The following is a 19,852-nucleotide window of genomic DNA, read 5'->3' on the forward strand; positions in this document are numbered from 1 at the left end:
GTCACCGCCTCAGCGCGACAACACGGCTCGGCTCGGCGTGGGCCAGGGCCATGAGGCTGGCGGCGCGCTCGGCCACGGTGCCGGCCACCTGCTCCACGACCAGCTCCTCGTCGCGGCTCACCTCTTCCCGCCCATCACTCCAGGAGAGGCTCAGCCACCCGAGCGGCACCTCGCCCTCCTTCACCTCGACGCGCACATCCAGCGGCAGGGCCGAGCCCGCGGGGCGCTGCGTCTCGAAGACGACGCCATCCGTGAGCCCGTCGCGCTGGTGCTGGAGCCGCAACTCCAGCCGGGCCACGTCGAGCGCCTCGGCGAGCGGGCGAACGCAGTCCCACAACTGCTGCAGCGACTGGGCGCCGCGGATGGCTCGGGAGAGCTCCTTCACCAGCGAGCGCAGGCGGATGTTCCTGCGCCGCACCTCGCCCACGGTGCCGGCCCGGTGCAGGTCCAGGTAGCCCAGCTTGCGCATGAGCATGAAGACGACGACGCCCATGCCCACCAGGAGCAGGGCGCTCTGCGCGCTGTTGGCGAAGTTGAGCCCCAACGCGGTGAGGGTGAACAGGCCGCACAGCCCATAGAGCACCAGCACCGCCGAGCGGTGGCTGAGCATCAGGCGGGCCATGAGGCGGTGGTGGATGTGCTCCTTGTCCGCGCTGAACAGGGGCCGGCCCAGCACCGAGCGGCGAATCATCGCCAGCAGGGTGTCCATGATGGGCAGGCCCAGCGCCATGACAGGCACGAGCATGGCCACGGCGGTGCCGCTCTTGGTGGACGTCTTCAACGAGACGGCGGCGAGCACGAAGCCCAGGAACATGCTCCCGGTGTCGCCCATGAAGATGGAGGCCGGGTTGAAGTTGAAGACGAGGAACCCGAGGATGGCGCCGGCCAGGGCGGCCATCAGCAAGCACATGATGACGTCCCCGCGCACCAGCGAGAGGATGAAGTTGGTGCCCACCCCGAAGAAGGCGACGCCCCCGGCCAGCCCATCCAGCCCGTCGATGAGGTTGATGGCGTTGATGACGCCGACGATCCACAGCAGGGTGAAGGGCAGGCTGAGCATGCCCAGGGAGAGCTCCATCCCGAACGGGTTGGCGATCAGCTCAACGCGGAAGCCCAACAGGTAGAGGCCGATGGCCACGGCGAACTGCACGGTGAACTTGAGCCGGGCCCCTGCCCCTCGCAGATCGTCATACAGCCCCAGCATGGCGATGACGGCCCCGCCGGCGAACAGGCCCCAGACGAGCTCCCGGTGGAAGCGGAACAGGTAGCCTACGCCCGAGTCAGTGAAGGACAGGGCGCACAGGGGCGCGAAGAAGCCCAGGACGATGGCGATGCCACCCAGCCGCGGAATGGGCCGCGCGTGCACCTTGCGGCTGGAGTTGGCCTGGTCCACCCACCCCCACGCCAGGGCGCGGTTTCGCACCACGACGGTGAGCACCAGGGCCACCATCAGCGACACAAGGAAGGTGACGAGGAACGTGATCATTGCGGTCCAACCGGACACCATGCTGACGGCGTACGGCCTGACGCGTCAATGTCCGCTCTTTAAAATCTCCCTACCTCGTGGGGCCCGTCCGCCTGCCCCCTCTCCTCCTGGAGGGCGGACTCGTAAAGACGCAGTGTCCGCAAGGCGACATCTCTCCATGTCATGCCCTGTACGGCGGTCTGCGCAGCGCGCCGGAACTCCAGCAGCCGGCGGCGATCCTCGGCCAGGGCTCGCACGGCGGCGGTGAAGGCGGGCACGTTGCCCACGGGGAGCAGCCGGCCTGTCTCTCCCTCGCGCACCACTTCGGGGGCCACGCCCACGGGTGTGGAGAGCGGTGCCAGCCCACAGGCCATGGCCTCGACGAGCGCCATGCCATAGCCCTCGGCGTGGCTGGGGAAGAGGAGCACCTCGTGCTCACGGAGCAGGCTGGGCAGCTCCGCGTGGCGGTAGCCAGGCACCACGCGCAGGCGCTCGCGCACGGCGGCCGGGAAGGCCGAGAGCACCTCTGCCTCGCTGGTGCCCGTGCCCAGCAGGGAGAGCGAGAAGCGCACGCCCTGCTCGTATAGCGCCTGGGCCACGGCGACGAGGTCCTCGCGGCCCTTGCGCTGGATCCACGTGCCCACGAAGGCCAGGCGCAGGGGGCCTTCGGCGAGAGACTCGGGAGGCGGGAGTGCGCGAAAGGGCTCGGACAACCCGTGGCGAATGAGGGCAATGCGGCTGGCGGGGATGCCCAGGTGCTGCTGCGCGTAATCGCGATCCTTCGCGTTGAGGAGCACGACGCGATCGGCCATGAGCAGGGACTGGCGCACCTCCCAGAGCCGGAAGCCCCCATGGTAGAGCGGATACTTCCAGCTCAGGTCCGCCCGTCCGGAGTGCGCATCCTCGCGGAGCTGCTCGGAGACAACGTGCTCCAGGCCATGGCTGCGGGTGAGGAGCGCGTGGCGGCGGCGGGCTCCGGGCCGGCCCATGCGAGCCCAGGGCCAGCAATCTCCGGTGGTGATGTCGAGCACATCGAAGCGCCCGGCGTTGCGCGCCAGCCACGCGGAGAGGACCCAGGGGAAGCGGACCGAGTGCCAGGCCGAGTGCGAGGTGACGCCCGGGAAGGCTTCACCGAAGCCGTAGTAGAAGACTTCGCAGCCCAGAGAGACGAGCGCATTCCCCAATGCCAACGTCACCCCGGGGGCGCCGAGGTTCGGATCCAACGGATGGTGGATGGCGAAGAGGACTCGTGGGCCTGACACGCCGCCCCCGGGAGAGGAGAGAAACCCGGCGCGCTGGATAACACGACACACGGTCGTCTGGTGACCGTTGGAGCCCCTCCTATCGAGAGGCAGGCTGCCTGGACGCTTTGAGTGGCAAGCAGCCCGGTCCAGAATGCGGCCTGTCGCACGGCATCTCCTATGGCTCCCACTCCCTCTCCCACCCTGCGGCAGTGCCTGGACGGGAAGCGCAACAACCTGGATTTCATCCGGTTCGTTGCGGCTGCGGGGGTCATCTTCTCGCACGCCTTCCCGTTGGGACAGGGCCTGGGGACGTTGGATCCGCTGGAGCGCTTCTCTCACCGTCAGTCCACGGTGGGGCAGTTGTGCGTGGCGGTGTTCCTGATGATCAGCGGGGTGCTGATTGCCCAGAGCCAGGAGCGCGCGTCGAGCCTGGGGAGCTATCTGTGGGCGCGGGCGCTGCGCATCTTCCCGGGGTTGGGGGTGATGCTGCTGGCGAGCGTGTTCCTGCTGGGCCCGGCGATGACGGAGCTGCCCCTGGGGGCGTACTTCCAATCGTCCGAGACGTACCTGTACCTGCTGCGCAACTTCACTCTGTATCAGTCACAGTGGACGCTGCCGGGAGTCTTCCACGGCAATGCGTTCCCGAACGCGGTGAACGGCTCGCTGTGGTCCTTGAAGTTCGAGGTGGGCTTCTACCTGTTGGTTGCGGGGTTGGGAGCCGCAAGGCTGTTGCGCGGGTGGGTGGTGCTGGCGGGCTGGGCGCTGGCGGTGGTGGTGCCCTTCGTGCCGCACGTGGGTCCGCGGTTGCACCTGTGGCCGGAGCTGTACCTCTACTTCGGCGGGGGTATGGCGCTGTACCTGCTGCGGGACAAGGTGCGGATGAGCCCGTGGGTGGCGTGCGGGTGTTTCGCGGTACTGGTGCTCACGGCCTGGCTCGGAGGGTTCCGGTACGCGGTGGGGAGCTGCGGTGTGTACGCAGTGATGTACCTGGCCTTCGTGCCGAGCCGGCTCGCGCGTTTCGGCCGGTACGGGGACTTCTCATACGGCGTGTACATCTACGCGTTCCCGGTGCAGCAGCTCGTGGTGGCGCTGATGGGGGGCCGGATGGCGCCCATGCTGGATGCGGCGCTGGCCCTGCCGGTGGTGATGGCGCTGGCGGTGCTCTCGTGGCACCTGGTGGAGAAACGAGCGCTGCGGTTGAAGAGTTCGCCTCCGGCGCTGCTCGTGCGGTTGTTCCCGGAACGAGTGCGGGCAACGTGAGCCACGATCATCAAGCAGCCAATCACTTGGCGATGGGACGTCCGCCCTCTGAGTTGCAGGTAGACGCAACCCATCGAGCATAGCGGGGCAGCCCGGCGTTCAGGAGTATGCTGCTCCCTGTTTGCTCTCTGGGAGTGAGAAGGAGGCATCGAGCATGGGGGCTACGCTCTTGCCACAGCATCGAAGGAGTGCCGCTGCACCTGTGTCACTGCTGCGGCTCATCTGGCGAACCTATCTCACGAGCGCACTCGTCCCACTCTTCTTCATCGAGGTGGCACTCATTGCCGCCTACTTCATCACCAACAGCGTCATCCGCGAGCAGAACATCACAACTTTGCAACGCCTGGCGACCGAGCAACTTCGATACGCCTCCCAGCAACAGGCCGAGAACATCAGCGCCCAGCTTGCCTCTGTCGCTTACAGCGCTGAACTCCTCCGCCGCCAGACCGCACGGGCCTTTGTGACGCCGTTCGTCCCAGATGCCGAAGAGCCCTTGCGCTATGCCTTTTCCAAGGGTGGCGCGCTCTATACGACACGCAACCTGCCAGGTCGAGCCGCTCTCCTCTATTCCAGTCTCACCCGCATTCGCGAGCCCGAACGCCAGAAGGCGCTGCAGTTTGCGCAGCTCGATCCGTTGCTTGAGAGCATCGTAGAGACACACCCTCTGATCACCCAGGCCTACGTCCTCACTGCGGATCATATGACCCGCCTTTATCCGTACATCAACTACGGCAAAATCCTTGAGGAGAACGGAGCGGCTGGCGATCACTCAGTCTACAACTACTATTACGAAGCGGACGCGGCACACAATCCGGAACGCAAGGTCATCTGGACAGACGTGTACGTCGATACAGCTGGGCAGGGATGGATGAGTTCAGCGAATGCCCCGGTCTACCTAGAGCAGAGTGACCGCCTGGAGGCTGTGGTGGGCGTCGACGTCACCCTCGGCCATCTAGTCGAGCAGGTGCGTCAATTACGCTTGCCCTGGAACAGCTACGGAATGCTGGTGGGCCAGGATGGCACCATCCTCGCATTACCTGCTCAAGGAGAACGGGATTGGGAACTGAAAGAGCTCACCCAGTACTCGTATCAGCGAGCCATCAAGTACGACATTCCCAAGCCGGACACCTTCAACCTGCTCAAGCGTGAGGAGTACCGCGAGTTCGGCCAGCGATTGGTCTCCGAGCAGCAGGGACTACAGACCGTGATTCTGGCAGGACGCAGCAAGCAGGTGGCCTGGTCCACTGTGAAGTGCAATGCCTGGAAACTGCTCGTCGTCGCGGACGAGGCGGACATCTTCGCTGAGGCCTATGAACTCAACAAACGCGTCCTCCGTGTTGGCCTGGGGATGATTGCCGGTCTGGTCTTCTTCTATGCCCTCTTCTTTGCATGGCTTTACCGGAAGGTGCGTCGGACGAGTGGCACGCTGGCTGAACCCCTGCTGGCATTGGAGGCCATGATGCAGCGGATTGGCCAAGGCGAGTATTCACAGCCACAGCCGACCTATCCCATCATCGAACTGCAGCGCACCGGAGAAGGGCTGGTCCGCATGGGCCAGACTCTGGGGCAAAGCAACGCATCCCTGCACCAAGCCCGTACGGACCTGGAGCAACTCAACAGCCAATTGGAGGAGCGCATCCAAGACCGCACCCGTGAGTTGGAAATGGCGAATGCAACCCTCCATCACGAAAACACGGCCAAGCAAATGCTCATTCAGGAGCTGCAGCGCACGCAGAGCCAGCTCATCCAGTCGGAAAAGCTGGCTTCCCTCGCCCATCTCACCTCGGGCATCGCGCACGAGCTCAAGAACCCGCTCAACTTCATCAACAACCTGTCTGAGGCCAGCGTCGAACTTTCCCAGGACCTGGAGCGAGCGCTGCATGAGCACCCCCAACTCCTCCTCATGGGCGAGGTCCAGGACCTCATTGCCCATCTGAAGCAGAATGCGGCCATTGTCCACCAGCACGGCGTACGAGCCGACCACATCATCCAGAGCATGATGGAGCATGCCCGGGGCCGCTCTAGTGCACTCGAACCCACAGACGTGATTTCGCTCGCGGAGCAATACCTGGAACAGGCCTACGCCGAGGCGTGTGTCCGCAATCCGGACCTGGTCGTGAACTTCGTGCGGGAGTTTGATCCGGCGATAGGAAAGGTACAGGCGATGCCCCAGCAACTGGGCCGCGTGGTTCAGAACCTGATTCACAACGCCATCGATGCCTTGTCCTTGAAACAGCGCCAGCCCTTCCCCGCCTTCAACCCCACCGTTACCGTACGCACCCACCGTGATGGCGGAGAAGTGATTCTCCAGGTTGAGGACAACGGGCCGGGCATCCCCGAAGAGCTCCAGAGCCGCATCTTCGAACCGTTCTTCACAACCAAACCTCCGGGCAACGGTAATATCGGGCTGGGGCTGTCACTGAGCTACGACATCATCAAACTCCACGGGGGGAAACTGGCGGTGGAGAGCGAGTTGGGCAGATACACGCGCTTCACCATGAGCCTTCCTGCGTGTGACGAACTTCAAGTCACTCCGGCGCAATAGCCCGGATGTATACCGCTCTTCCTCTTGTGCACGTCGATGCCGGCAGCTCCACTGCCCCTGCTCTCGCTCAGACCCATGGCTTGTGGGTCCCGATGCACGCACCCGGAGGCGGGAGTGCTCTGGAGTGCTCGCGCCAGCTGCGCCAGCATCTGGCACGCCTGGAGCGTTGTCCACCAACACCGCTCGATAGACGGCTCCATGGGAGCCCTGGCCCGCCCAACCCAGGATGCGCCAGCGGCCCACGAGCGTTCCCTCCGGCAGTGCCGCAGGTGAAAGGGAAGAGGAGGAGGCTCTGGACATGCGCCACAGCCTGCCCCCCAGCCTGAAGCAAGAAAAGCACGGCCCCGTGCTCCGAGTATTCCGGAAAATGGGGCCGCTCCTCATTCACGGCGAGGTGTTACGAGCGCGCCTGCTCCTTCTTCTTCGCCGCCGCCGGCACCACGTTCATGACGGCGTACTGGCTCAGCAACGCCTCGATGAGCTTGTCCACCTGCGTCAGCGGCAGGGTGCGGATCTCGATCACCGACTCCTCCTTGTGCCGGTCCAGCAGCACTCGCACGGGCGAGCCCTTCGGCACAGCGCGCAGGATGGCCTCGCGGTAGCCGTCCACCACGGCCCGGTCCTCCGAAGGGAAGGGCGTGCCGGGAGTGGAGTCGCGCAGGTGCTTGAGGGCCATGCGCAGATCCTCCACGCCGCAATCCGCGAAGGACTTGACCGTCACCTGGCCCTGCTTGTCCGGCACCTGGATGACGGCGGGGCCCGGCTCTTCCGGGTTGAACTCCAGCTTCGTGGCGTCCTTGTAGGTGAGCAGCAGGCGCAGACGCGTGATGCCGTAGCGCAGAGCCACCGGCTCGGTGAAGACCCGCGCCACCGCGCTGTAGTCCAGCAAGGCGGAGCGGGAGACCTCCTGGACGTGGCTGCACAGGTAGTCCACCGGGTTCTTGTACGGCGTGCCCTCCAGCAGTTTGCTGTCGGCCACGTAGTTGAAGAGCAGCCCCATGAGCAGGTGGTTGCGCGTCTCGTCCTTGGCGAGTTGGCGCAGGGTGTCCACCGCCTGCTCCTTCGTCAGCCCCTTATCCTTATAGGGATTCGGGATCTCGTTGTTGTCGTTCATCGTTGTATGCCCCCCTGTTGAGCCTCACTCCTGCTGAGACTCGGCCGGCGGGTCAGGGCTTGCCGGTTGCGACTCCCTAGAGCAGAAGTGAGGCCAACACCCCGCGCTCGGAATATCAGGCACTTGTGCAGGGGACCCAGGCGCTTGAGCAGGGGGACCGTCCGAGAAACGAGACGGTGCAGTCCACGGCGGGAGACGGGGGGCTTCGTGGGGCTCACGGCCAGCGCCTCACTTTCGGCGGCGAAGCAGAGTCCGACGAATTCGTCCGACTGTCGGACGAACGTAGGAGCCCGGGCCCAAGAGTCCGAACGTTCGGACCGAGGTAGCTCTCTTCAACCAACGAGTTGTCGGACGAAAGGGCTTCGGCGGATTCGTCCGACTGTCGGACGAAAGTAGTCCTCGCGGAAACCGTCCGGCGCTCTGAGCCGCATCGTCCGACTGAACGGGCCGGCCTGTCGGACAGTCGTCCGACAGCACAGGCCGGCCTGTCGGACGAATCGCATCTGGCGAATTCGTCCGACAGTCGGACGAATCCAAGTTCAGTGAGTTCGTCCGGCGAATCCCTCAAGACCCAGCTGATCAATGATGCCTGCACAAAGGACGGACAGGACGAAGCCAAGAAGGCCATGAAGAAGTTCCTCGCTCTGGCCAAGGCCAAGAATCCCAGCGTCACTGACTGCAAGAGCTGCCACTCGGTGCTGAGCCCCAACTATCCGCTCACACCCGACGCCCTCGAGAAGTTCGTCAAATCCGGCGGTAAGTGATCTCGGGAACAGGATCTCAAAGGGAGCCCACAACCTTGGAGCGAGGCACTCTCTCGGGACCGGGCAGTCACTCCTGGGTTGCCTCACCCTGGAGGGAGTGGCGTTCGGCGTTCGGCGGCCTTTTTCTCCTCTTCCCACTCGCCCAGGCTGCGTGCCACCGGGTGGAGCGTATGCCGCTTCAGCCGCTTGTGGTGTACAGCGAAGTAGCGCTCCCCATCGATCGAGAGGAAGGCAAAGGGAGAGGCAGGGTGGGTGGCCAGCCACGCCTCAGCTTCTTCGCGGCTCTTGAACGAGGGAGCGTTGGGAGGAACTCCTCTCGCCGTGAATTCTTCAATGTAGGGCTCGATTGTAAAATCACGAGTCACATCCCGAGAGCCGTCCTCGCGGGAATACCACGCCAGATAATACTCATCGCCAATGAGAACACGAGCAGGGCTGGGAGGCTCCGCCACCTCCTTCAGCCATGCTTCCGCTTCCTCGCGTGTCGCGAAGGAGGCGATGGCGAGCGGCGCGTAGTCGAGACGATGGGTGAAGAAGTCCTCGAAATCAGCAAGCTGCCCTGTTTCGGCAAGAAAGTTCAGGAGGTTGATGAAGACGAGTGCATGCCGTGCTTGCTGCGGGTCGGAGGTCTCTTCCAGGGCCTTGAGAGCAAGGGCCATGGCCCGTCGTAAGCATGCCTCCTCACGAGAGTCCAGAGCGGTACTGAGATAGGGAGGGGTCGTGAGTGGAACCTCTCGTAGATAATCTTCAAAGCGGTAGGCTTGTCCCAACTGATGAATGAAGTCGATGATCTCGCGCAGGTAGCGCCAGAGTTCGCTCTCTGCTTCACGACGCGCGGACAAGGCTGAATGCCACAGGACCCAGGCGAACTGCGATGCACCTGCAAGGGTGTCAAAAATCCTCACGGAACGTTCTCCGTGAACCGCGCAGCTGGGAGCGCCCCGATGTTGAGCCCCATGCGATGCCTGGGCGTGTCTTCACGCCACGCTGGCCGTGTTGAAGCTTCGCAAGGTCGAACTTTTCGACTGGCTCCCAAGCGCGTGTCCCTGCCCGCCCGGCGTCTCTTCGACAGCTCGTGGCCAGCACTCTTCCGGCTGTGGAAGAAGTTCTCATGCCCGTACTCTCCTTGATCTTGCTCACCCAGGATAGAGGAGAGGGGACGGGCGGCTTCGCGCGACGCCACCAGCGCGCCGAACGCTACAGAGCGCTCCAGCGCCCCAACGCCGCAGCGAGACCTCAGTGCCCAGCCTTGTTCGGCACTGCGGTGTGGCCTTCCGCTGTCGGAATGGCGTCGGCCAAGCTTCTCCTGGCGCACTCCGACAGTCGGACGCATCCAGGCCCACAGAACCGTGCTAGGGATACGCGCCTCGTGCCCACAACCCGTACGGGCACGAGAACCACCCGCGGAGCACTGCCATGCGCGTCATCACCCACTTCGGTCTCTGGCTCGTCGGTCTGGAACAGGCCCAGACCCAGACGTCCGCGGGCGAGCGGGCGTGTCTCGCGAAGCACGCAGCAGGCAAGCGCCGGCTGGTGGAGATCGGCGTGTGGCACGGGGTGACGACCCGGGTGCTGCGCAGCGTGATGGATCCGAGCGCCACGCTGTACGCCGTGGATCCGTTCCCCGTGGGGCGGCTGGGCTTCAGCTTCCAGTACCTCATCTCCCACCGAGAGGTCGGCGTGGTGCGCAACGGGCAGGTGTCCTGGGTCCGGCTCACGGGCGCGGAGGCTGCTCGCCGCCACCGTGAGCACGGCATCCCGCCGGTGGACTTCATCTTCATCGACGGAGACCACTCGTACGAGGGGCTCCAGGCGGACTGGACGGGCTGGAATCCACTCGTGGCACCCGGTGGCGTGGTGGCGCTGCACGACAGCCGGGACACGCCCGCAAATCCACGCCCAGGAGCAGGCAGCGTGCGCTACACGAGCGAGGTCATCCTGAAGGATCCGGCCTTCGAGGTGAACGACGAGTACGAGTCCCTCACCGTGCTCCGCCGCCGGACTCCCTGAGCCGCCTCACCGCCTAAGGTGCCGCAGGGTGGACGCCACCATCCACGGCGGGAACCCCAGCATGTAGCGCCAGCGCGGCACCACGAGGTGCCAGCGGAGGCTCCGCCGGTAGAGCTCCAACGCGAGATCCTTGCGCCCATGCTCCACCAGCCAACGCGACACGTGCCGCACGCCGTGGAGGATCAGCGTCAGCCGCTCGCGTCTCCGGGGCTCGCCGCCCGGATAGCGCCCGAGCGCCTCCTGCTCAAGCTGGTAGCACAGCCCCTCGTAGCCCTTCTCCAGTTGCCGCGATGAGGAGCCCTCGTGCTTGCGGTAACCCATGACACGGGGCGACTCCACCCAAACGAAGCCGGGTGAAGTGCCCAGCCGGTAGAGCAGATCATGATCCTCGGAGATGATGCGCCGGGACGTGAAGCCTCCCACGCGGCGCAGCGCCTCCGTCCGCGCGGCGATGACGCAGGCCGTGCGAGCAAACGTCTCCTCCGCGGTGGCGAAGTAGTCCGCGAAGGCATGGGCCCGGAACGGCCCCCTGCGCACCCGGGCCAGTTCCTGCGAGTGCTGGAAGCTCGCCGGAGTGCCCATCACGACCGAGGGCCCTCCATACATGTCGATGGCCTGCCGGTACGTGGACAGCGTCCAGGGGAACCACACGTCATCACTGTCCAGGAAGACCACGTAGGTACCCGTGGCGTGCTGGATGCCCAGGTTCCGCGCCACGCCCTGCCCCTGGTTCTCCTGCCGCAGCGCGCGCACGCGCTCGCCGTACCGGGCCAACTGCGCCTGTGTGTCGTCCGTGGAGCCGTCATCCACTACCAGCACCTCGAAGTCCGAGAACTCCTGGGCGAAGACGGACTCGAGCGCCTCCACGAGCAGCCGGGCCCGGTTGTACGTGGGGATGACAATGGAGAAGAAGGGCATGCTCGGCTACTCCCGCCGCCCGCGCAGCCCCAGCTCGGAGATGCGCGCATGGGTGGAGAGCTGCCGCTGGTACTCCTTCAAGCTCCCGCGTCCCCGCAGCAGCGTCTGCGTCAGCACGAAGGCATTCCACGGCAGCGTCCCCACGAGGATGAGCCGCAGCAGCTGCTCATGGAGCCGACCGTGGTGCTTGCGGAAGTACGCCATGCGCGTGCGCCACAGCTCCAGGCGCACCTTGTCCACGCCCGAGGTAGAGGGCCGGAAGGAGCGGCTCGCCAGGTGGGTGATGACGGCGTCCGGGCAGAAGGCCACCTCCCAGCCCGCCTTCCACGCGCGCACGCACCAATCCGTGTCCTCGGTGTTCCCCACCGGAGAGAGCACCTCGTCCAGCAGCCCCACCTCGCGCAGACACTCCTCGCGGACGACGATGCAGGCACCCAGCACCCAGCTCACACGCGCCTGCTCGTCGCCATACTGCGCCGGGTGGACGTGCCGCACCTTGAGGAAGTGCAGCGGGCGCGGCAGGAAGCAGATGTCCCAGAGCGCCGAGGAGAGCGTCATGTCCCGGAAGGCACAGTTCTGCAACGTACCGTTCGCATTGAGCAGCCGGGCACCCGCCATCCCCACGCGGGGGTTCTGGTCCATGAAGCGCACCAGCGAGTCGAACGCGTCCTCGTGGACGATCGTGTCGTCATTGAAGACGCAGATGTAGCGGGCCCGAGCCTTGCTCAGCACTTGGTTGTGGTTGGCGGAGAACCCCTTGCGCTCCGTGTTGAAGATCCAGCGCACCTGGGGGAAGTCACGCCGCATGGCCTCCACGCCGCGCCCATCCGTGGCGTTGTCCACCACCCACACCTCGAAGGAGCACTGCTTCGTCGTCGCGAACAACGTACGCAGACAGTCGTGCAGCAGCTCCGGGTTGCTGTGGTTGACGATGGAGATGGCGAGATCGGGCTTCGTCACGGCGAAGACTCCCGAGGCGCCCCGCCCGGCAACCGGGCCCGGACGAGCGCGAAGATGGTGCGCAGCTCGGCCACCAGGGGCACCGGTCCAGGCAGACGCTCACGCAGCAGGAAGAGCGCCGCGAACAGCGCCGCGCCCACGAGCGCCTGAGACCACAGCCCCTCGCGAACGATGTACGGCGCGGACAGGACGGAGCCCAGCAACAGCAGCCCCACGGTGACGACGGGCTCCACCACCTGCACGCCCACGCCCCGGAGTGCCGGGTTGAGCCGCGTGACGAGCCAGGCCGTCACCGCCAGCTCGCCCAGGCAGATGATGCTGCCCAGGGGCCCAACTCCCAGCAGACCGAACCGGTGAATGAGCCAAGTCCCCAGCGCCCACTTCGACACGCCCGTAGCGATGGTGACGGCGAGCCGCTCATAGGGCCGGCCTCCCGCGTTCTGCGCGGTGGCCAGCAAGCCATTCAGTGTAATGAGAATGCACTCCACGCTGAACCACTGCACCAGCGGCACGGCAGGCACCCACCGCTGCCCGAAGAAGAGGGGCACGGCCACCGGGACAGCGAACACGACCATGGGGATGATCAGGCACAGCGCGGCGGACAGGCGGCGCAGCGAGGTGCGCAGGTAGTCAGCGAACCCCACCGGATCATCCTGCAGGCGGCAGTACGCGGGGAAAGCCACGCGGTTGAGGATGGCGCTGAGCATCATCGGCGTGGAGGCCAGTGCCCAGGCCCAGTTGACCAGGCCCACGGCGTCCTTGCCCAGGTAGCGCCCCACCACCAATGGCACCCAGCCCGCCGTCAGCGCGCCCACCAACGGAGGGAGCTGGAACCCCAGCCCCAGGCCCATCAGCCGCTTGATGATGGACAGGTGGAACGTGAACCGGGGACGCCAGGGAGACGCCATCCAGATGCACACCAGGCCCACGGCCCCGCGCACCAACCCTCCGCCTACGAGCGACCAGGCGCCACACCCGAGAGCGGCCAGAGAGATGGTGGTCGCCACCTGCGCCAGGTTCTCGATGAGCTCGGCGCGGGCAATCACGGGGAAGGCGAGCTTCCGCTCCAGCGCCATGACGGGAATGATGCGCAGCGAGAAGAAGTAGAGCCCCGCGACGAGGGCGTAGACCATGGGCAGCGCCTGCGCCCCGAGCGCGTACCCCTCCACGAGCTGCGGCGCCATCAACGCGACCCCGGCGGCCACCAGGGTTGTCAGCATCTGGTGTCCCCAGAAGATGGTCGAGGTCTCCTCCGGAGTAGGCTCGTGGGACTGGTGCACCAGGGCGGCGCTGAGCCCCAGGTCTCCGAGGAAGATGCCCAGCGTGGCGGCGTAGTTCACGATGCCGAACAGGCCGTAGTCATCCGGGAACAGCAGCCGGGACAGGCACAGGGCGCTCACCACACGCAGGCCCTGGGAGGCCAGCGTGCGGGCGGCGAGGACGAGCACTCCCTTCTGGGCTCGGGCCTTCACCTCGGAGGCAGTGACTTCTGGGGCAGCAGTGGTGTTCATCCGGAGCAGGCCGCCGCCGATGCTAACGGTGCCCCCCACCGCCCTCAAGCTCAACACCGCCTGCTCCCCCTCCCTGCAAGAGAGGGCTGGATGCTTTTGACACTCCCGCAGCGCGAGGACTACGGTCCGCGCCGAATGCAGCTGATGGACCTTCGGGACATGGAGGCTTCCTGAGCCGTCCCGCCGCGCCCCCCTCGGATGTTGCGTGGCACCTGCTCACGGGCGAGTACCCGCCCCAGCCGGGCGGTGTCAGCGACTACTCGCGGCTCGTTGCCCGGGAGTTGGCGCTCCGAGGCGCGGAGGTGCACGTGTGGGCTCCCGGAGCCGCGGGAGAAACTCGGGAGGATGGTGTCACCGTGCACCGCGCACCGGGCCTCTTCACCCCCCTGGGGCTGGTGGGGCTGACCCGAGGGCTCGAGCGCTGCCGGAGGCCTCGGAGGCTGCTGCTCCAGTACGTGCCGCACGCCTTCGGGTTGAAGGCGATGAATCTCCCCTTCTGCGCCTGGTTCGCCGCGCGCCGGCAGGATGAGCGCTGGGTCTTCTTCCACGAGGTGGTGTACCCGTGGCACCGAGGGGATCCGCTGCGCCGTCAGGTGCTCGCGGGCACTACGCGGCTGATGGTGCGGCTGGTGGCAGGAGCGGCGGATCGCACCTTCGTGTCCATCCCCGCCTGGGCCGAGCACCTGCCCGCGAAGAGCCGCCGCCACACCGAGTGGCGCCCCGTGCCCAGCAACCTCCCGACGGAGGTGGATCCCTCGGTCGTGGCTCGCGTACGCGAGGAGCTCGGCACGGGGCCCTTGCTGGGGCACTTCGGCACCTATGGAGCAGGCACCTCCGGGCCGCTGGAGCGAGTGCTCGTCCCGCTGCTGAGCGCCCACCCCCGCCACCGGGTGCTGCTCCTGGGCCGAGGCAGCCAGTCCTGGCTCGAGGGACTGGCCCGGCGCCGCCCGGAACTCTCGCCGCGGCTCCTCGCTCGGGACTCCCTGCCCCCGACCGAGCTGGCAGCGCACCTCCAGGCGTGTGAGCTGCTCATCCAGCCCTACCCGGATGGAGTGAGCACCCGGCGCGGCACCACGATGGCAAGCCTGGCCCTGGGTCGGCCGCTGGTCACCCACACCGGGCACCTCACCGAGCCCCTGTGGCGGGAACTGGGTGCGGTGGAACTCGTGGAGGGCACGGCTCCAGAGACCCTGGCTCGAGCCGCCGAGCGGCTGCTGTCTCAACCCGAGAAGCTGGCAGCGCTGGGGGCTCGAGCCGCTGAAGTCTATCGGGAGCGCTTCTCCCTGGAGCGCACGATGGAGGTGCTGCTCAACCCCGCCCCCTCGGCGGAAGGCGAACGTCCATGACTCCCAGCGCACCGCTGAAACTCGCGCTGCTCATGGATCCGCGAGAGGAGGGCTGGCCCAGCATGGACCTCGTGGGGGAGGCATTGCTAGAAGGACTGTCCGAGCACCCCTCGGAGGTGGTGGCCACGGGAGTGCGCCCTCCGCTGCCGCGCCTCGTCCAACGGCTGCCCGGACTCGGCGAGCGCACGGCGTTCAACGCGGATCGGCTCCTCACCCGCTTCGGCGCCTACCCCGCGCGAGCGCTCCTGGCGCGGGGCCGGTACGACGCCTTCCACGTGGTGGATCATTCGTACGCGCAGCTCGTCCACGCCCTGCCCGCGCGGCGCACCGGTGTCTACTGCCATGACCTGGACGCCTTCCGCTCGGTCCTCGAACCGCACCGGGAGCCGCGCCCGAGATGGTTCCGGCTCATGGCGCGGACGATCCTCCTGGGCCTGGAGCGCGCGGCGATCGTCTTCCACGGCACGCAGGCCGTCCGCTCCGAACTCCTGGCGCACGGCGTGGTGGATCCCCACCGGCTCGTCTGGGCTCCCTTGGGAGTCTCCCCCGAGTTCCGGCCAGAGCCCTCTCCCGGAGACACGAGCCACTCGCTCCTCGTACCGCTCGGAGGACAGCCCTACGTGCTGCACGTGGGCAGCTCCATTCCCCGCAAGCGCCTGGATGTCCTCTTCGAGGTGTTCGCGGCACTGCGAGCCCGCCACCCGGAACTGCGGCTCGTCCAGCAGGGAGGCGCGCTCACTCCCGCCCAGCGCGAGCAGGTGACGCGGCTGGGCCTCGGCGACGCGCTGCTGCAGCCCCCGAAGCTCGATCGGGCAACCCTGGCCGGGCTCTACCGGGGAGCACAGGCCGTGCTCGTCCCCAGCGAAGCGGAGGGGTTCGGACTGCCTGTCATCGAAGCGCTCGCGTGTGGCGCCCCGGTGGTGGCGAGCGATCTCCCCGTGCTGCGCGAGGTAGGCGACACGGCCTGCCTCTATTGCCCGGTGGGAGACGTCGCCGCGTGGGTGAACACCTTGGATGCACTGCTGTCCGGCCGGCAGCCTCCCCCCGCTCGCGAAATCCGGCTGGAGCGTGCCCGACGGTTCACCTGGCAGGCCCACGCGCACACTGTGCTCCAGGCGTACCAGCGGCTCCTCCTGCGCTGATCCGGCATGCCTCCGTGCCACTCATCGCTGGCTAGGCACACCTCCCAGGGGGATTGCGAAAACCGGGACACTCGGGTAATACAGTTCTCACGCTCACGGTGACGTGCATCCCTCGCGGATCAGCGCGTACGGCCCGAGCGGAAACGTTGCACTCTGGTTGAGCCTCGCTCCTGGAGTTCGCGACAAAAAACGTCACCACCTGACAAATTTCGGCATGTCGTTCACTGCCGCCCATCGGCGTGCGACGCGGGTCGGAGTCTGCAGTGAACACACAGGGGCTCCAAACCACTGTGCAGGGCCAGCGGACTCAGGACAGCGTCCACGGATCCGGGGGTCGGCGATCCGGCGGCGAGTGCATGCCCGTTGGATCTCTCACAGTCTCTCTGCACGAGAAGACAGGCCGATTTTTGTCATGGCCCAAAGGGATGCCACACGGGGCGTATGGCTCGGCGCTTGCTCTCTCGCCAGGGCACGACGTTTTTTGTTCCTTCGAAGGAGCCCCCATGGCGACCCGACACCAGCACCGCGGCTTCACCCTCATCGAGCTCATGATTGTCGTGGCGATCATCGGAATCCTGGCAAGCATTGCTGTCCCGAGTTTCATGAGACTCCAGGCTCGCGCTCGGCAGTCCGAGGTATCCACCAACCTCAAGAGCCTCTTCACCAGCATGCGCACGCTGCAGCGCAAGCCGCCGCTGGACATCCACTCCACGGGCTTCGCGCCCGAGCGCGGCAACCGCTACAGCTACCACCTGGCAGACACCTGCAATACCAAGGAGGAGCGCAGCGCCGTGGACGTGGTGCTCAACGGGGCGGTGCAGTGCGTGTCGGTGGACACGTTCCGGTTCACCGGCTTCCCGGAGACGTTCGAGCCCGTGCCGCCTGGCGCGACGTGGGACTCCAAGGGGACGAACAACGGCCTGACGACCACCGCGGGCCTCTTCGGCGATGACCAGAGCTGGAGCTTCCTGGTGTACGGCGCGGGCGACGTGGACAACAACACGGACGACTCGGCGGACACGTGGTTGATCTCCTCGTCGGACGGAGACCTGACGGCGGCGTGCCCGACCACCGGTGGCGTGGCGGACCACATCGCCGCGGGCGAGCCGTACAACTCCAACAACGACGTGGACTGCAACTAGCGGTTCGCGTCTGGCTTGACCGCCCGGTGCGCCTCTGATTCGGTCACCGGGCTTTGCGCATCCTGTTCCTCAATCCCGTGGGAGTGCTGGGCGGGGCCGAGCGCGCGCTGCTCGATTTGCTGGCGTGCCTGCGCGGAGGGGACCCGGCGCTCTCGCTGCACCTGCTGATCGGCACGGAAGGGCCGCTGCTGGACGAAGCGCGCGCCTTGGGTGTGGACGCGCGGCTCCTGCCGCTCCCCGAGCAGCTCTCGTCCTTGGGGGACAGTGGCCTGCGCGGGCAGGGGCCTCGAGCATTCTGGGGGTTGGCTCGAGGCCTCGCGCCCGCGCCTGGCCTGCTGGCGGGTTACTTGAGGGAGTTGCGGCGCGAAGTGCGGGCGCTGCGGCCTCACCTGCTCCACTCGAATGGCTTGAAGACGCACCTGCTGAGCCCCGCCACGGTGGGCTTGCCGGTGGCGCGGGTGTGGCACCTTCACGACTTCATTGGAGAGCGTCCACTGGTGCGTCGGGGGCTCCAGGCGCTGCGCCCCCTGGCGACGGCGGCCATCGCCAACTCGCAAGCGGTGGGCACGGATGCGCGCGAGGTGCTGGGCTCGGTGCCGGTGCACGTCGTGTACAACGGCGTGGACGTGGAGCGCTTCTCACCCGGTCCGAGCGAGAGTGCGCGGTTGGATGAGCTGGCGGGGTTGGCTCCCGCGCCGGAGGGGACGCTGCGGCTCGGGTTGGTGGCCACCTATGCGCGGTGGAAGGGACAGGAGGTGTTCCTGGAGGCGGCGGCGCGATTGAGGCGCGAGCGCCCCACACTGCCCGTGCGCTTCTACCTGGTGGGGGCGCCGCTGTACTGCACTCCGGACTCGCAATACTCGGAGGAGGAGCTGCGGGGGCTCGTGGGGCGGTTGGGACTGAGCGGGCAGGTGGGGCTGGTGCCGTTCCAGAGGGATCCGGTGGCGGTGTATCGGGCGCTGGATATCTTCGTGCATGCGAGCACGCGCCGTGAGCCTTTCGGGCTGACCATCGCGGAGGCGCTGGCCTGCGGGCGGGCGGCGGTCATCTCCCGGGCGAGCGGGGCGGCGGAGCAGCTCACCGAGGGAGTGGATGCGGTGACATTGCCCTCGGGGGACGCGACGGAACTGGCGGCGGCGCTGGGCCGGCTGGTGGAGGATGCGGGGCTGCGCGCGCGGCTGGGAGAGGCGGCGCGGAGGACGGCAGTGGAGCGGTTCTCTCGAGAGCGGTATGGGCGGCAGATCCTGGAGGTGTACCGCTCGCTGGTGGGTGGCGAGGGTGCTCCGTGACGCGGGTTCGGCGGCTGGTGAGTGTCTCGCACTCGTACGTCGTCACGCTCAACCGGCGGCTGGCCAACGAGATGGCGCTTGTGGGCGCTGGCCGTTGGGAGGTGACGGCGGTGGCGCCGCGCTTCTTCCATGGAGACCTCAGCCCCATTTCACTGCAGAGAGAGGCGGGGGAAGCGAGCCAGGTGGAAGCGGTGCGAGCCCTGTTCAGCCGCTCGGCGCACCTGTTCATGTACGGCCCGGAGCTGCGGGGGAGGCTGGCGAGCGGGGTGGACCTGGTGCACGCGTGGGAGGAGCCCTACGTGTTCGCGGGAGCGGAGGTGGCGCTGCTGACGCCGAGGCGGGTGCCGCTGGTGTTCTCCACGGCGCAGAACCTGTTCAAGCGCTACCCGCCGCCATTCGCACAGCTTGAGCGGTGGGTGGTGGGGCGCTCCGCGGGCTGGGTGGCGTTTGGAGAGACGGTGAAGCAGAACCTGCTCACGAGGCCAGGGTACGCGGAGCGGCCGTCACGCTACATCCCCATGGGAGTGGACGTGGAGCTCTTCCAGCCGGACCGGGCGGCGGGAGCAGAGTTCCTCCGGGAGCTGGGGTGGGAAGCAGAGGGGCCGCCGGTGGTGGGGTACCTGGGGCGCTTCGTGCCGGAGAAGGGAGTGGAGTTGCTGCGTGGAGTCCTGGAGCGACTCACCACCCCCTGGCGAGCGCTCTTCGTGGGAGGGGGACCGCAGGAGGCGAGTTTGCGCGAGTGGGCCAGGCGGCAGGGAGACCGGGTCCGGGTGGTGACAGGCGTGCCGCACGCGCGAGTCCCGAGGGTGCTCAACGCGATGGATGTGCTGTGTGCGCCGAGCCAGACGACGCCCCGATGGAAGGAGCAGTTCGGACGGATGCTGGCGGAGGGATTCGCCTGTGGAGTGCCGGTACTGACGAGCGACTCGGGAGAGATTCCGCACACGGCGGGGGATGCGGCCCGGGTGCTTCCGGAGGCGGACACTGCAGCATGGACCGCAGCGCTGTCGGAGCTGCTGGAGAGCCCGGACCAACGGCGCGAGCTATCCACACGAGGGCGAGAGCGCGCGGTGACACGGTTTGCCTGGCCCGTGGTGGCCCGAGCACATCTGGACTTCTTCGAGTCCGTGCTGGGCTGAGTC

General features: G+C 66.8%; 16 protein-coding genes and 1 pseudogene. 10 read left to right on the forward strand and 7 right to left on the reverse strand.

Annotated features, from left to right (window positions below; translation table 11 throughout):
• Nucleotide 1: 1 nt before the first annotated feature.
• Entirely contained in the window at nucleotides 2–1,486 is a 1,485-nt protein-coding gene (locus tag KY501_RS19945) for an MraY family glycosyltransferase (RefSeq protein WP_224364793.1), read from the reverse strand.
• A 59-nt stretch (nucleotides 1,487–1,545) separates the two neighbouring features.
• Entirely contained in the window at nucleotides 1,546–2,727 is a 1,182-nt protein-coding gene (locus tag KY501_RS19950) for a glycosyltransferase family 4 protein (protein ID WP_224364794.1), read from the reverse strand.
• A 159-nt stretch (nucleotides 2,728–2,886) separates the two neighbouring features.
• Between KY501_RS19950 and KY501_RS19955 the strand changes: the two genes are divergently transcribed.
• A complete protein-coding gene (locus tag KY501_RS19955) occupies nucleotides 2,887–3,969 on the forward strand; it encodes an acyltransferase family protein (RefSeq protein ID WP_224364795.1) in 1,083 nt (360 codons plus the stop codon).
• A 202-nt stretch (nucleotides 3,970–4,171) separates the two neighbouring features.
• Nucleotides 4,172–6,514, forward strand: a complete 2,343-nt coding sequence (locus tag KY501_RS19960) for a sensor histidine kinase (protein WP_224364796.1) — start codon at nucleotides 4,172–4,174, stop codon at nucleotides 6,512–6,514.
• A gap of 397 nt (nucleotides 6,515–6,911) precedes the next feature.
• Here KY501_RS19960 and KY501_RS19965 read toward each other — a convergent pair whose 3' ends face one another.
• A complete protein-coding gene (locus KY501_RS19965; RefSeq protein ID WP_224364797.1) occupies nucleotides 6,912–7,628 on the reverse strand; it encodes a hypothetical protein in 717 nt (238 codons plus the stop codon).
• A gap of 542 nt (nucleotides 7,629–8,170) precedes the next feature.
• On the opposite strand from KY501_RS19965, the gene KY501_RS19970 reads away from it, so the two are divergent.
• Entirely contained in the window at nucleotides 8,171–8,392 is a 222-nt protein-coding gene (locus tag KY501_RS19970; protein WP_224364798.1) for a hypothetical protein, read from the forward strand.
• Nucleotides 8,393–8,475: 83 nt separating this feature from the next.
• On the opposite strand, the gene KY501_RS19975 is transcribed toward KY501_RS19970, so the two are convergent.
• A complete protein-coding gene (locus KY501_RS19975) occupies nucleotides 8,476–9,297 on the reverse strand; it encodes a hypothetical protein (RefSeq protein ID WP_224364799.1) in 822 nt (273 codons plus the stop codon).
• A 511-nt stretch (nucleotides 9,298–9,808) separates the two neighbouring features.
• Here KY501_RS19975 and KY501_RS19980 point away from each other — a divergent pair.
• Nucleotides 9,809–10,402: a class I SAM-dependent methyltransferase gene (locus tag KY501_RS19980; RefSeq protein WP_224364800.1), complete on the forward strand. Its 594-nt coding sequence runs from the start codon at nucleotides 9,809–9,811 to the stop codon at nucleotides 10,400–10,402.
• A 6-nt stretch (nucleotides 10,403–10,408) separates the two neighbouring features.
• On the opposite strand, the gene KY501_RS19985 is transcribed toward KY501_RS19980, so the two are convergent.
• From KY501_RS19985 to KY501_RS19995, 3 genes are read right to left on the reverse strand one after another with little or no spacing between them, the layout of a single operon-like run.
• Nucleotides 10,409–11,320, reverse strand: a complete 912-nt coding sequence (locus KY501_RS19985; RefSeq protein WP_224364801.1) for a glycosyltransferase family 2 protein — start codon at nucleotides 11,318–11,320, stop codon at nucleotides 10,409–10,411.
• Nucleotides 11,321–11,326: 6 nt separating this feature from the next.
• Entirely contained in the window at nucleotides 11,327–12,280 is a 954-nt protein-coding gene (locus tag KY501_RS19990) for a glycosyltransferase family 2 protein (protein ID WP_224364802.1), read from the reverse strand.
• A complete protein-coding gene (locus KY501_RS19995) occupies nucleotides 12,277–13,848 on the reverse strand; it encodes an oligosaccharide flippase family protein (RefSeq protein ID WP_224364803.1) in 1,572 nt (523 codons plus the stop codon). Before KY501_RS19995 ends, KY501_RS19990 begins: the two co-directional genes overlap by 4 nt.
• Nucleotides 13,849–14,003: 155 nt before the next feature.
• Here KY501_RS19995 and KY501_RS20000 point away from each other — a divergent pair, with 155 nt between their 5' ends.
• The 6 genes and pseudogenes from KY501_RS20000 (at nucleotide 14,004) to KY501_RS20020 (ending at nucleotide 19,849) form a co-directional block, all read left to right on the forward strand.
• The gene (locus KY501_RS20000; protein WP_309242981.1) at nucleotides 14,004–15,137 is read left to right on the forward strand and encodes a glycosyltransferase family 4 protein; all 1,134 of its coding nucleotides are present in this window, start codon (nucleotides 14,004–14,006) and stop codon (nucleotides 15,135–15,137) included.
• Nucleotides 15,134–16,279, forward strand: coding sequence for a glycosyltransferase family 4 protein (locus tag KY501_RS20005; protein WP_224364804.1), 1,146 nt, complete (start codon nucleotides 15,134–15,136; stop codon nucleotides 16,277–16,279). The genes KY501_RS20000 and KY501_RS20005 overlap by 4 nt, the downstream gene beginning before the upstream one ends.
• Nucleotides 16,280–16,782: 503 nt before the next feature.
• Nucleotides 16,783–16,876: pseudogene (locus KY501_RS54325) on the forward strand (type IV pilin protein); the annotation flags it as partial.
• A 5-nt stretch (nucleotides 16,877–16,881) separates the two neighbouring features.
• Complete coding sequence (locus KY501_RS20010; protein ID WP_373691626.1) at nucleotides 16,882–17,421, forward strand: pilin; 540 nt, start codon at nucleotides 16,882–16,884, stop codon at nucleotides 17,419–17,421.
• A 53-nt stretch (nucleotides 17,422–17,474) separates the two neighbouring features.
• Entirely contained in the window at nucleotides 17,475–18,710 is a 1,236-nt protein-coding gene (locus KY501_RS20015) for a glycosyltransferase family 4 protein (protein WP_224364806.1), read from the forward strand.
• Entirely contained in the window at nucleotides 18,707–19,849 is a 1,143-nt protein-coding gene (locus KY501_RS20020) for a glycosyltransferase family 4 protein (RefSeq protein ID WP_224364807.1), read from the forward strand. Before KY501_RS20015 ends, KY501_RS20020 begins: the two co-directional genes overlap by 4 nt.
• Nucleotides 19,850–19,852: the final 3 nt, after the last annotated feature.

It is taken from the genome of Hyalangium versicolor (assembly GCF_020103695.1).
In the GTDB taxonomy this organism is placed as follows: Bacteria; Myxococcota; Myxococcia; order Myxococcales; family Myxococcaceae; genus Hyalangium; species Hyalangium versicolor.